The sequence below is a fragment of the Nonomuraea sp. NPDC002799 genome (assembly GCF_053592075.1).
The window spans coordinates 166,105-178,533 of sequence record NZ_JBSFVA010000004.1 but is presented as its reverse complement, the minus strand read 5'-3'; the positions used below and the strand labels follow the sequence as shown (position 1 = coordinate 178,533).

The window sequence follows — 12,429 nt, the reverse complement described above, 5'->3', positions numbered from 1 at the left end:
CGCACCGACCGCCCGCCGTAAGCCGCATCCACCCCAGCGACACAGTGCCCAGCCATGGAGTTCGCATGAACCCGACAGTTCTCGCCGCGGTCGCGGAACGCCCCGACGCCGACACCGCACTCGCCGAGCAGCTCCGCCGCGTCGGCGCCGCGATGGACCGCCTCGGCGTCCAGCTCCGCTGGACGCACCGCACGGAGGACGCGCTGGCGGTGATCGGCTCGGACGCCTCACTGGCCGGCATGCTGGCCGACTGGGACGCGCCGGGCGCGGGCGAGGTGCTGGGCGCGGTCACCCGGCGCTTCCGCGGCCTGCCGGTCTTCCTCATGACCGCCGAACAGGAGCTCCCCCTGTGGGTGTACGAGGTCATCCAGGGCTACGTCTTCCCGCTGGAGGACACACCCGACTTCATCGCCGGCCGCATCACGCACGCCACCGAGCAGTACGCCGAGCGCATCCTCCCGCCGTTCTTCCGCGCGCTGCGCAAGCTGCAGGACCACCACCAGTACTCCTGGCACACCCCCGCGCACGCCGGCGGCGTCGCCTTCCTGAAGTCGCCGGTCGGACGGGCGTTCTTCGACTTCTACGGCGAGCGCCTGCTGCGCACCGACCTGTCCGTCTCCGTCCCCGAGCTCGGCTCCCCGCTCGACCACAGCGGCCCGATCGGCGAAGCCGAACGTAACGCCGCCCGCGTCTTCGGCGCCGACCGCACCTTCTTCGTGATGAACGGCAACGCCACCGCCAACCGCATCGTCGGCCACCACGCCATCGCCCGCGACGAGACCGCGCTGGTGGACCGCAACTGCCACAAGTCACTCCAGCACGCGCTGACCCTCAGCGGCGCACGCCCCGTCTACCTGGTGCCGGAACGTAACGGCCTCGGCCTGGCCGGCCCCGTCCCACCCGCCGCGCTGGCGGCCGACACCCTGCGCGCCCGCCTGTCCGGCCACCCTCTGGCGCGGACCGACCCGACCTACGCCGTGATCACCAACTCCACCTACGACGGCCTCTGCTACGACGCCGTACACGTCGCCGAACTGCTGAGCGAGAGCGTCCCCCGCGTGCACTTCGACGAGGCGTGGTTCGCCTACGCCCGGTTCAACCCGCTCTACGCCCGCCGCTTCGGCATGGCCGTGGACGAGCGGACTCTGCCGGGGCCGCACCGCCCCACCGTGTTCGCCACCCAGTCCACGCACAAGCTCCTGGCGGCCCTGTCGCAGTCGGCGATGCTGCACGTCAAGTCGGCCGAACGTGCCCCGGTGGACTACGAGCGGCTCAACGAGACGTACCTGATGCACAGTTCGACCTCGCCGCTCTACCCGATGATCGCCTCGCTCGACGTGGCGGCGGGGATGATGGACGGGCCGTCCGGGGCGTACCTGACGGGCGAGGCCGTCATCGAGGCGGTCCGGTTCCGTCAGGCCATGGTCCGGCTGGCCGCCCGGATCCGGGAGGACGGCCGGCGGCCCGACTGGTATTTCGGCGTCTGGCAGCCCACCCATGTCACCGGTTCCGGCGCCGGCGCGCCCATCCCCTTCGCCGACGCCGATCCCGTCCTGCTGAGCACCGATCCGGCGTGCTGGACGCTGGAGCCCGGCGCCGCCTGGCACGGCTTCCAGGGCCTGACCGACGGCTACTGTCTGCTCGACCCCATCAAGGTGACGATCACCTGCCCCGGCGCCGACGCGGCCGAAGGCACGCTCGACTGGGGCATCCCCGCCCGCGTCGTGGCCGCCTACCTGCGGCAGCGCGGCATCGTGGTGGAGAAGACCGGCGACCACACCCTGCTGGTGTTGTTCTCCATGGGCATCACCAAGGGCAAGTGGGGCACGCTGATCGACGCGCTCACCGACTTCAAACGGGCCTACGACGACGACCTGCCCCTGGCGGAGGTCCTGCCCGGCTTCGGGCCCGCGGCCACCACGCTGCGGCGCTTCTGCACCGACGTGCACGACAGGCTCCGCGCCCTCGGGCTCGGCGCGCTCCTCGACCAGATCTTCACCACTCTCCCCGAGCCCGTCCACACCCCTTCCGACAGCTACCAGGCCCTGATCCGCCACCGCACGGAGCGGGTTCCGCTCGCCGAGCTGCCTGGCCGCGTCTCCGCCGCCACCGTCGTCGTCACGCCTCCGGGGATCCCCATGCTGATGCCCGGAGAGGCGACGGGGCTCGCGGACGGGCCGCTGATGACCTACCTGCGGGGCTTGGAGGACTTCGACCGTTCCTTCCCCGACCTGGGCACCGACATCCACGGCGCGCACCGCGACGACGGGGGCCGCTATCACGTCGAAGTCGAGCGTTGACCTTGAAAAGGACCCAGCGGAGCGCAGTCGAGGATGACGTGCCCGAGCGCGGTGTGGCGCACGCCGGCGAGGTCGAGCCCGGCGTCGGCGGTGATGGCGAGGTAGTCCTCGACGGTGCGTTCGCCGCCGCCGCTGAGCACGAGCATGCGCAGGTTCATCTCGGCGAACATGGCCGGGGCGTCACCGGAACCACCGGGTGTCTCGATCACGACGACCCGTCCGTGCCGCCCGGCCGCCTCGGCGCACCGGCGCAGGATCAGCAGCGCGTCGTCGTCGCCCCAGTCGTGCAGCACCCGCCTGAGCACGTACACGTCGCCTCCGGCGGGCAGCGGATCGAAGAAGCTCTGGCCGGCGAACTCGCACCGTGTCTCCAGCCCGCGTTCGGCCAGGTGCCGCCGGCCGCGATCGACCGTGTCCGGCAGGTCCACGAGCGTGGCCCGGACCTCCGGGTTGGCACGCAGCACTTCGGCGAGCAGAGCGCCGGTGCCACCGCCGACGTCGACCACATGCCGCGCACCGGACCAGTCGTACCCGCCGGCCGCGTCGGCGACGTAGTCGGCTCCGGTGGCCATCGTCGCGTCGAACGACGCTCTCAGCTCCGGGTTCGCGGCGAGATGGTGCCAGAAAGGGGCGCCGAAGACCGTCTCCCACGCTGGTTGCCCGGTGCGTACCGTGTGCAGCAGGCCGGTGAAGGCCAGGTCCATCTGCCCGCCGAAGCCATCCAGGTCGAGCCACGCCCGCATCCCGGAAGGATGGTCCGACGCCAGCAGCGCGGCGGGCTCGTTGACCGCGAACCTGCCCGGCTCCCGCTCGGCGAAGACACCCCGGCAGACCAGGTGACGCAGCAGCCGGCCCAGCGCGTCCACGTCGGTGCCGGAGCGGCGGGCCAGCTCCTCGACGGGCACCGCGTCGCCGGCCATCAGATCGGCCAGTCTCAGCGAGGCCGCGACCCGCATGGCCATCGGGGTGACCAGGTCCGTCACGGGTGCCAGGACTTCCCATGCCGCTTCCCACGCCGACGGCCGGCCCTGCTCGTCGTGCTCGTCTTCGGTGCTGGTCATGGCCACGACCACCTCCTCTGGCGGGATCGGGACACGCGTGCCCGAAAACGACCATACGACCGATCCGCTCCGTGGTCGTCCTCTTCGGGAATGATCGCCACCGCCTGGATACCGTCCAGCACCGTTCCGGTGTTGCCGGTGCCGAGCCGGCATTCGGCGTCCGGGCGGCGGGTGCGATCACGCCCTGCGTGAAGCAGGGTTGTCGTGCGGTTCCTCGGCGTCCAGGTGGGTCGCGGGCACGGATCTCCTCCCGGAGGTGCCGGGTCTCGTGTGCAGATAGAGGTCGCGCAGCAGGCAGACCTCGGACAGATGGTGGATCAGCTCACGGTGGATGTGCAGCACCAGATCGGCCATCGGCCTGTCGGGGAAGGGCTCCTCGCCGATCGGGCGCCGGAGCTCGGCCTCGCCGAGGCCGCGAACCCCGCTCACCCAGAGATCGAGCTGGGTTTCGAGCTGCTCCAGCGCGGTGGCCGCGTCGCCGGCGTACTCCCAGGTCTCGTACGACGCCGCCGGCGCGCCGAAGTGCGATGCGTTGCGGGCGGCGAGCACGCCGACGATGACATGACCGAGCCGCCAGGCGATCGTGGTGAAGGCGTCGGGGACCGGCGGCGGGAAGGCATAATCCATGGTGAAGTCTCCGGCACCGACCTGCACGGGCGCCGTCGAGCTGCCGCGCGGCCGCACGCTCCAGGCGTCGGGCACCGGCGACCAGAAGTACTCGTCGTCGGTGAGGCCGTCGAGCCGGGCGCGGAGCTGATGTTCCCAGTGGAACTCCCACTGCTCCAGCAGCGTCCGGCTCCAGTCGAGTTCGCCTGCGTGCACTTCTGCGGCGCCCACTTCGCCTGTGTCCACTTCGCCTGTGTCCACTTCGCCTGTGTCCACTTCGCCTGTGTCCATTCGGTTGGCGTTCATGGAGTCACCCTGGCATCACTAGCGGACAGGATCGGTCCGCTGTCTGGCAGGGTGAGTGACATGGACGCGGCGAGCACCAACGAGCGGGGGACGACGGAGCGGGTGCTCACCCTGCTCGGGCTGCTGCAGCAGCGCCAGATCTGGACCGGCCCCGAACTCGCCGACCGGCTCGGGGTCACGCCGCGCACGGTGCGGCGTGATGTCGAGCGGCTGCGCGCGCTCGGCTATCCGGTGCATGCCAGCCAGGGTCTCGGCGGCGGCTACCAGCTCGGCCCGGGACAGGACCTGCCGCCGCTGCTGCTCGACGACGAGGAGGCGATCGCCACCGTGGTCTCCCTGATCGCCGGCGCGGGTGGCGCGGTCGCCGGCGACGCCGCGCTCCGGGCGCTGACCAAGCTCGACCAGGTGCTGCCCACCCGGCTGCGGCACGAGGTACGCGCGCTCTCCGGCTCGGTGGAGTCCTTCGGAGCAGGCCGTACGCCGGTCGGCCCCGAGGTGCTCATGACACTGGCCCGAGCCTGCCGCGACGAGGTGGAGGCCGGCTTCGGCTACCCGTCCGGCGGCGAGGTACGACGGCGGCGGGTCGAGCCCTACCGGCTGGTCGCCTCCGACCGGCGCTGGTACCTCCTCGCCTACGACCTCGATCGCGACGACTGGCGCAGCTTCCGCGTCGACCGGATGACCGAGGTCTCCGCGCGGACCTGGCGCTTCCGCCCGCGCGCGGCGCCCGACGCGGCGGCGTACGTGCAGGAGGGCGTGGCGAGCCGGGCCTACCCGCATCAGGCGCGCTTCCTCGTGCACGCGCCGGCCGACACCGTGCGCGCGCAGATCCCGGCGTCGGCGGCCGTCGTACGCGGGCGCGGGAGCGGACGCTGCGAGGTCCTCAGCGGCGCCGGCAGCCTCGACGCCATCCTCATGCACGTGCTCCTGCTGGGACACGACTTCGAGGTGCTCGACCCGCCGGAGCTCGGGAGGCGCTGCCGCGCGCTGGCGGAGAAACTCCTGACGGCCGGCGCGGCGGTGCCGGACGCGTGAGTCCCCGCCGGCCGGCGACTCGTCTCGACCGCTGGAAGGTCGTTCGTGCCGGATGTCGATCCGCTCCCCCTGAGCTACCTGCCCGCATCGTCCCGCTCGCCCGGGGGCACACCGGCGACGGCGGCCTCCGGCGTGAATGAGCGTCGACGTGGCGGTTCGCGTCGGGCCTGGAGTGCTTCCTGGAGAAATCGGCGGCATTAACAGCATATGTACAGCTCTTGCGTGGACGCCGATGACCATCGTCCATTACATTATGGTGCCGCCTGTAGTGGAGGTTCTAGGCATCCGAAACGGAGCACGACCGTTGTGTCCCTCCTCTTGCGTGTGCCTCGGCCCCGCACTCGTACAGGTGAAGAGGAAGTAAAGCGCTCCTGTAGCAGTTTCCGGTCGTCGGCTGACCGGCGCTGAAACCGTGTCGCGCTTTGCCGAACACATGGAAGGCGCATCGATTGTTCGACGGCAGCACCCCGAGCCCGACATATCCGGGCTCATCGGCGAGTCCCTCACCCAGCGACTCCGCGACGCCCAGTCCGTCCCCTAGCGGTTCCGGCTCGCCGAGTCCGTCACCCAGCGACTCCAGCCCGTCGCCCAGCGGTTCCGGCTCGCCCAGTCCGTCACCCAGCGACTCCGGCTCGCCCGATCCGTCGCCCAGCGAGTCCGACCCGCCGGTGATTCCTCCGACCGGCACGGAGAAGCCGCTTCCGTCGGATCTGTCCTCGTGTCCGCACACTCCCCCGTGCCGGATGCGCCCGTGCCTGCCGGATGACAGACTTGGCCGCCCTCCGGGCCCCCTTGTGCCCGGCCCCAACGAGTCGCTTCCTGCCGCGCCGCCCGTTGAACCCTTGCCCGATGGCAAGGATGGCTATGAGGCACGGACCGACAAGATCATCGAATTCGCCGAAGTGATGCTTGATGCTGCGACGAGCGTCGACAAGGTCAGGGCCATGGCGCCCTTGGTCAGCGACTGGGGGTGGTTCGACAGCCCGCGTGTCCTCGCTCCTTTTCTCACCAGGCTCGAGGGTTATGTCGATGAATGGCGGCGAGATATCGCCACTCTGGAGAAAGTACTCAAGGACGACGGGCCAAAGCTCATCAGCGTGGCGAAGAGATATACCGCAGCCGAAGACGCGGCCAAGGCAGGCGCCACCGGAGTGACGACGAGCCGCAGCCCATCAGCGTGACGAAAAGGGATCGCGCCGCCGAAGAGGCGGCCGAAGCCGCCGCAGCTCAAATCGACCGATGAAGGGTGCTCCAGATGCCGACAAGCCACACTCTCCGTGCCGCCCAGAATCGTGCGCTGCGTGCTGCGGCCAAGGCTCAGCCTGAGGTCAAGCTTGATCCGAAGTTCTACCAGCGAGTGGCGCTGCAGATCAAAGAACACAATCATTCAATATGGGCGGGAATTGCCTCGACCGGCATGGCCGTCGTCGGCACCGGCGTGGTCGTCACCTCCGTCGCGAACGTGGCCGATCCCTCGAAGTTCTTCCAGGATCGGAGCCAGTGGAACGAGGCGCTGGCCGAGCTCAAACTCGCCGCCTGGGATGTGTGGATCAGCTACTTCAGCCTGGTCTCGCCGTACTGGGGAGGCCACGCGTCAGAAACGGTCCAGCGCTATCTCCGGTTCGAGTTGATCGGCATGTTCGACGAGGTCGGTCGCGTCGTCGTGGAGTTCAGCACCCTCATGACCGATCTGGCCTGGCACGTCACTGAGTACGATCTGGCTGTCGTGGGGATGTGGGTGATATTCGGCACTGCCTTCAATAAACTCCTGCCGTTCAGGGCGACGATGGTCGGCGCGGCCACTCTGTCGGCGGTCTCCCTCACGTTCCTCACAGCCCTCACGGCTCTGCTGAAGCAGCTCATATCCGATGTCAAGGCACTCGACGTCAAGCTGGAAACCCTCGGCCATAAGATCATCGAACTTCGATCGCTCTTCCACGTGGGAGAAAAAAAATTGCATCTGCAAGCTCCGGGCACCGACATCAAGCTCTGGAAGCCCACTACGGCGGAAAGCCCGTGAAGCCCGAAGACGCCGCCAACGCGGGGCCGCCGGAGCTGTTCCGCGAGGTCGAGCGGCTGAGTGAGATCTTCGCGAGCGAAACGCGCGAGGCGGAGCGGCGGAAAGTGACCGGTGCCGACGGCACCGGTGGCGTGGTGGCCACGGTGTCAGGCTCGGCCCGGCTCCTGAACGTGCGCATCGCTCCCCGGACGATGCGCGACCTCGACCACGTGAAGCTGAGCCAGGCCGTGCTGGAGGCGGTCAGCGCGGCCCGCGAGGCCGCGGCGGAGCAACTGACCGAGGCCCTGGGCAAGCTGAGCGGCGGTCGGCCCCAACCCGGCCCGGAGGACGATACGGTCACGCGTTACGTCGAGGCGATGCTGCGTGAGGCCGAGCATGGATGAGATGGACCGGCTGCACAAGATCACCGAGGAGCTCGAGAGACTGGAGCGGCTGTCGGCGGCCGCGGCCGGGACCGAGACGGCGGCAGAGCAACTGGCCATGCGCGAGTTCACCGGCAAAGCCGACAAGGGCGGCATCGTGGCGACCGTGGACGGCGCCGGAAATCTGCTCGCCCTCGACATCAGTCAGTTGAGCAAGCGGCGGCACGACGGCGTGACCCTTGGCGACGCGGTGCTGGAGGCGATCCACGCGGCCGAGCGGGCCGCGACCGAGGCGAAGAGCGCGCTGATGGGCGACCTGGGCGAGGATCGCGACCTGGGCGACCTGGGCGGCCTGCGCAAGCATCTCGGTCTGGGCGACCTGTTCGGGTGACGCCCGGCACCTCTTCGGCGGGCGGCCAGCGCCCTGGATCACGCGCAGACCGCCCGTAAGGCGCTGCCTGCTTAAAGTATTCGATGCATTTCTATGAGTTATCTCTGCTGTCGGCTCCGCATTTGTCATCCGATCCTGGGGGATAAGGATCTTGGAAGCTGTGGCCATGGGGAGGTCACGATGGGCGGTGCCGGTGATCGTGGTGGCAGTGGGCTGGCGTTCGAGGTGCTTGATGCGGCGCCGGTGAGTGTGGCGGTGACGCGTGGAGCCGATCACCGGCTGCTGTATACCAACACGATGTACCGGTCACAGTTCGGTGACCGCCTGATCGGGGCCGCGCATCCGGAGGCGTTCGCCGAGCCGCTGCGGCACCGCTACGGTCCGCTGTTCGACCAGGTGTTCACGACGGGGGAGCCTGCCGTTCTCACCGCCGCGCCCCTGAGCACGGCCGGCGGGCGCCCCGAGGAGGCGGAGCGGTTCTTCACCGCCAGCCTGTCGCGGATCTCCTTCGGGCCCGGCGACCACGGTGTGCTGGTGATGGCGATGGAGGTCACCGAGCAGATCGCCGCCGCACGGCAGGTTCAGGAGCGGGCCGACGAACGCAGTCACATCCTGCGGCGTTATCAGAGCCTGATGCAGGTCAGCGCGCAGATCGTGTGGGTGGCCGACCCCGAGGGCGACGTGATCGAGCCGAGCCCCAGCTGGGAGCGGGTGACCGGTCAGCCGTGGCACGAGTTTCGCGGGCCGGGCTGGCTGCGGGTGGTTCATCCCGATGACCGTGCCGAGACTTCGACGGTGTGGGCGGCGGCCCTCAACAGCGTGGCGAAGGAGTATGACCACGTCTACCGGCTGCGCACCGCCGACGGCGGCTACCGGCACTTCCGGGTGCGCGCCGTGCCGATCTACGAGAACGGCGAGCTGGTGGAGTGGGTGGGGGCCTGCAGCGACATCGAGCAGCAGTGGCAGGAGCAACGCTGCCAGGACCTGCTCGACCGGGCCGCCGCGGTGACGGCCGACCTGTCGAACCTGCCGGACATGCTCGGCGCCCTGGCCAACGTGATCGTGCCGGAGCTGGCCGACGGTTGCAGCGTCCATCTGATCACCGATCTCACCGGAGAGCAGCGGGGTGCCCCGTTCATCGTCGAGCGGGTCGCGACCGCGGCGCGAACCGGCCTGCCCCGGTTGTCGTCCTACAGCGAGGAGCGGCTGGGAGCCGAGAACGCCTTCGTCAGAGCCGTGCGACGGCGGCGTCCGGTGCTGCGGCAGTTCCCGCCGGGCTCTCCGCCGCCCGATCTCGCCCCCTCGGGGACGCAGTCGTGGATGACGGCGAATGCCGCCAACAGCCTGCTGATCCTCCCCGTCGTGGTGGACGGCGCGGTCCCCACGGCGGTCACCGCCGCGACCTGCGGGGACCGGACGCCGATCAGCGGGGCCGACATCGCGCTGCTGAGCCGGATGTTCGACCACGCGCACGACGCCTTGAGCAGCGCCATCCGCTTCCAGCGGGCGCAGCAGATCGCCTTGGCGCTCCAGCACGGCATGCTCTCCGAGCCGCCACGCCTGCCCGACCTGAACATCGTCGCCCGCTACCGGGCCAGCCCGTCCGCGGCCGAGGTGGGCGGAGACTGGTACGACTCCTTCGTGCTGCCCGACGGCGCCACCATGATGGCCATCGGCGACGTGGCCGGCCACGACCTGTACGCCGCCGTCGGCATGAGCCAGCTGCGGAACATGTTGCGGGCGCTGGCCATGGACCGCTGCGAGCCGCCAGGGGAGATTCTCACCCGGCTCAACACCGTGATGGAGTCGCTGTCGGCGGATGTCACGGCCACCTGCGTGCTCGCCCGCGTCGAGGCGTTCGACGGCGGTCATCGGCTGCACTACGCGATAGCCGGCCACCCGCCGCCCCTGCTCGTCACCCATGAGGGCTCGGGCTCTTTCCTGGACGCCGTCCCCAGCCCGCTGCTCGGTGTCCCGCACGACCAGGGCCGGCCTTCCTCGGTGATTCCGCTGCCGCCGCGCAGCACGCTGCTGCTCTACACCGACGGCCTCGTCGAACGGCCGCGCGAGCACCTCGACCGAGGTCTGCGGCGGCTGCGTGAGCTGGCCGAGACGCTGGCGGACGAGCCGGTGGAACGATTCTGCGATCAGCTGCTCGGCGGGCTGCCCACCACGGGGCTGGACGACATCGCCGTCATAGCGCTGCGGCTGCCGGACGAGTGACGCCTGCCTCTCAAACGCCCGGCTGCTGGACAGGCCCTCGGCCACCAGGCGGACGACCTCGCGCTCGCGGGCGGTGAGCACCGTGAGGGCATCGCGGCTCACCAGGGCGGGCCGGTGGCTGAACTGCTCGACCACCCGCCGCGTGACGCTCGGCGACAGCAGTGCCCCTCCCGCGGCCACCACCGATCGGTGTACGCACACTCGGGAAGCGTCTCGGTATTGCTACACATCGACGTGCGGCCCACGCGGAGGCCCGGTCAGGAGGAGACTACGACGAACAGACTGACCTTCTGGAGGACCGACATGAGCTGGAAGGATCACGACCTGCCCGTACTCAAGGCGATCGTGCAGATGGCGGACGAAGGGATGGCTCCGATCCAGCCGCACCAGATCGTCGACCGGTTGCACATGGATCCGGCGGACGTGCGGCGGGCCCTTGCCGCGCTCGCCGGGGAGAGGCCGCCCTTCTTCCAGTTCACCGACGTCACCGGCGCCGGTTCGGCGGAGCGGGAGATCGACGGTGTGCACAGCCCGACCGGAGAGGCTCGCCGGGTGGTGGGCACCCTGCCGGCCGAGATGCTGGCCAGGCACATCGTCGCCGGTCTGGAAGCCGCCGCCGAGGCCGAGCCGGACGAGGAGAAGCGGAGCGAACTCAAGCAGACGGCACAGTTCCTGGGCGGGACGGGCTGGTCCGTCCTGCTCGGAGTGGCGGGAAACGCCGCGTCCGCCGGCATCGGCCTGTGACGGAACCGTCGACCGGGATCGGGCGACCCTGGTGCGGTCAGGACCGTGGCCGGAGAGGTTTGTGGATCCGCCACCTGCTCGGCTCGGACCTCTCGCGGTAATTACGGTCGTGACCATAATTTGGAGCCGGAACGGCCGCCTCCCCCGGAGGCGGCCACCCCCGCCTACGCCTGGCCCTCCTCCGGCAGCCCGTTGTCGAACTGCCGGGGCTGCACGTGCTCGCCCGGCTTGCCCCGCTCGGCCCTGGCCAGGGCGGCGGCGTCGGGGTAGTCGGTGACGAAGGCGTCCACACCCTGGTCCAGGTGCGCGCGATACTCCGCCAGCGCGTCACCGTGGTCGGTCGGGAGCTGGCCTCGGCGCAGTTGCAGCGGCAGGTACTGGTTCTCGGTGCGGAAGGTGTACACCCCGATCTTCAGCCCGGCCTTGTGCGTGTCGGACACCAGCGTCGTCGGGGCGCCCCAGCTGCCGTCCGGGTTGAGCGGGAGCACCGAGGACTTGTCCGGGCCGATCCACTGCGCGTACTGCGCGATCTTCGCCAGCCCCTCGGGCTTCATCATGTCCGCGTAGGTCGTCGGGTCTCCGGCCACCGTCAGGTCGTACGGCCGGCCGCCGGTGCCCAGCGCCTGCCACAGCGGCACCCGCAGTTCCTTGCCCACCCGCTTCAGGCTGGACGGTTCGAAGGACTGCACCACCACCGCGCCCTTCTGCCGGTCGAGCCCGTTGCGCTTGACGGTCTCGATCAGCGGCTCCTCCAGCGGCAGCCCGATGGACCTGAAGTAGGTCGGGTGCTTGGTCTCGGGGAAGACGCCGACCTGCTTGCCGTACTGGCGGGAGAGCCGCTTGGCCAGGTCGATCACCTCCTGGAAGGTGAGCACCTGGTAGTAGCCGTTGTACACGGTGTTGCGCTGCCGGATCGCGGGCAGCCGCTCGACCGCCCGCAACGTCTTCAGCTCGGCCAGTGTGAAGTCCTCGGTGAACCAGCCGGTCACGTCGCGCCCGTCGACGACCTTGGTGGTCTTGCGCGCGGCGAACTCCGGGCGCAGGGACACGTCGGTGGTGCCGGAGATCTCGTTCTCATGCCTGACGACCAGCACGTGGTCCTTGGTCGGCACCAGGTCGGGCTCGATCCAGTCGGCGCCCAGGGCCACGGCGAGCTCATAGCCGCCCTGCGTGTGCTCGGGGCGGTGGCCCGCCGAGCCGCGGTGGCCGATGATGACGACCTGCGACCGGTCGGGTGCGGACTCGGCCCCCGCCGCGGCCGGAGCCGCGCCGGCTCCGGCGAGAGGGGTGAGGATGGCGATGCCGGCGGCTGCGATCTTTCGCACGTGACGCTCCCAGCGGTAGCTGCACCGGAGACTCTCACCGGTGATCACCGCGGCGA

At 70.0% G+C, this 12,429-nt stretch carries 11 protein-coding genes; 8 read left to right on the top strand and 3 right to left on the bottom strand.

Translation table 11 applies throughout. The features are described from left to right. Nucleotides 1-65 precede the first annotated feature (65 nt). Nucleotides 66-2,300: an Orn/Lys/Arg family decarboxylase gene (locus ACWD0F_RS10180; RefSeq protein WP_449873850.1), complete on the top strand. Its 2,235-nt coding sequence runs from the start codon at nt 66-68 to the stop codon at nt 2,298-2,300. On the opposite strand, the gene ACWD0F_RS10175 is transcribed toward ACWD0F_RS10180, so the two are convergent. Both ACWD0F_RS10175 and ACWD0F_RS10170 read right to left on the bottom strand, forming a co-directional pair. Beyond that, complete coding sequence (locus ACWD0F_RS10175; protein ID WP_449873849.1) at nt 2,279-3,361, bottom strand: methyltransferase; 1,083 nt, start codon at nt 3,359-3,361, stop codon at nt 2,279-2,281. The genes ACWD0F_RS10180 and ACWD0F_RS10175 overlap by 22 nt on opposite strands. Before the next feature lie 177 nt (nt 3,362-3,538). After that, nucleotides 3,539-4,213: a DinB family protein gene (locus ACWD0F_RS10170; protein WP_449873848.1), complete on the bottom strand. Its 675-nt coding sequence runs from the start codon at nt 4,211-4,213 to the stop codon at nt 3,539-3,541. Between the two features lie 120 nt (nt 4,214-4,333). Between ACWD0F_RS10170 and ACWD0F_RS10165 the strand changes: the two genes are divergently transcribed. The 7 genes from ACWD0F_RS10165 (at nt 4,334) to ACWD0F_RS10135 (ending at nt 11,048) form a co-directional block, all read left to right on the top strand. Beyond that, a complete protein-coding gene (locus ACWD0F_RS10165) occupies nt 4,334-5,308 on the top strand; it encodes a helix-turn-helix transcriptional regulator (RefSeq protein WP_449873846.1) in 975 nt (324 codons plus the stop codon). A gap of 842 nt (nt 5,309-6,150) precedes the next feature. Next, nucleotides 6,151-6,489: a hypothetical protein gene (locus ACWD0F_RS10160; RefSeq protein WP_449873844.1), complete on the top strand. Its 339-nt coding sequence runs from the start codon at nt 6,151-6,153 to the stop codon at nt 6,487-6,489. A 74-nt stretch (nt 6,490-6,563) separates the two neighbouring features. Continuing rightward, nucleotides 6,564-7,328, top strand: coding sequence for a hypothetical protein (locus tag ACWD0F_RS10155; protein ID WP_449873842.1), 765 nt, complete (start codon nt 6,564-6,566; stop codon nt 7,326-7,328). Continuing rightward, nucleotides 7,325-7,711 carry a YbaB/EbfC family nucleoid-associated protein gene (locus ACWD0F_RS10150; RefSeq protein WP_449873840.1) on the top strand — a complete coding sequence of 129 codons (387 nt, stop codon included), beginning with the start codon at nt 7,325-7,327 and terminating at the stop codon, nt 7,709-7,711. The genes ACWD0F_RS10155 and ACWD0F_RS10150 overlap by 4 nt, the downstream gene beginning before the upstream one ends. Then, a complete protein-coding gene (locus ACWD0F_RS10145; protein ID WP_449873838.1) occupies nt 7,704-8,081 on the top strand; it encodes a YbaB/EbfC family nucleoid-associated protein in 378 nt (125 codons plus the stop codon). The genes ACWD0F_RS10150 and ACWD0F_RS10145 overlap by 8 nt, the downstream gene beginning before the upstream one ends. Nucleotides 8,082-8,261: 180 nt before the next feature. Beyond that, complete coding sequence (locus ACWD0F_RS10140) at nt 8,262-10,304, top strand: SpoIIE family protein phosphatase (RefSeq protein WP_449873836.1); 2,043 nt, start codon at nt 8,262-8,264, stop codon at nt 10,302-10,304. 303 nt (nt 10,305-10,607) lie between these two features. Beyond that, nucleotides 10,608-11,048 (top strand): hypothetical protein, encoded by a 441-nt coding sequence (locus ACWD0F_RS10135; protein ID WP_449873834.1) that lies wholly within the window; start codon nt 10,608-10,610, stop codon nt 11,046-11,048. Between the two features lie 164 nt (nt 11,049-11,212). On the opposite strand, the gene ACWD0F_RS10130 is transcribed toward ACWD0F_RS10135, so the two are convergent. Then, a complete protein-coding gene (locus tag ACWD0F_RS10130; protein ID WP_449873832.1) occupies nt 11,213-12,373 on the bottom strand; it encodes a glycerophosphodiester phosphodiesterase in 1,161 nt (386 codons plus the stop codon). Nucleotides 12,374-12,429: the final 56 nt, after the last annotated feature.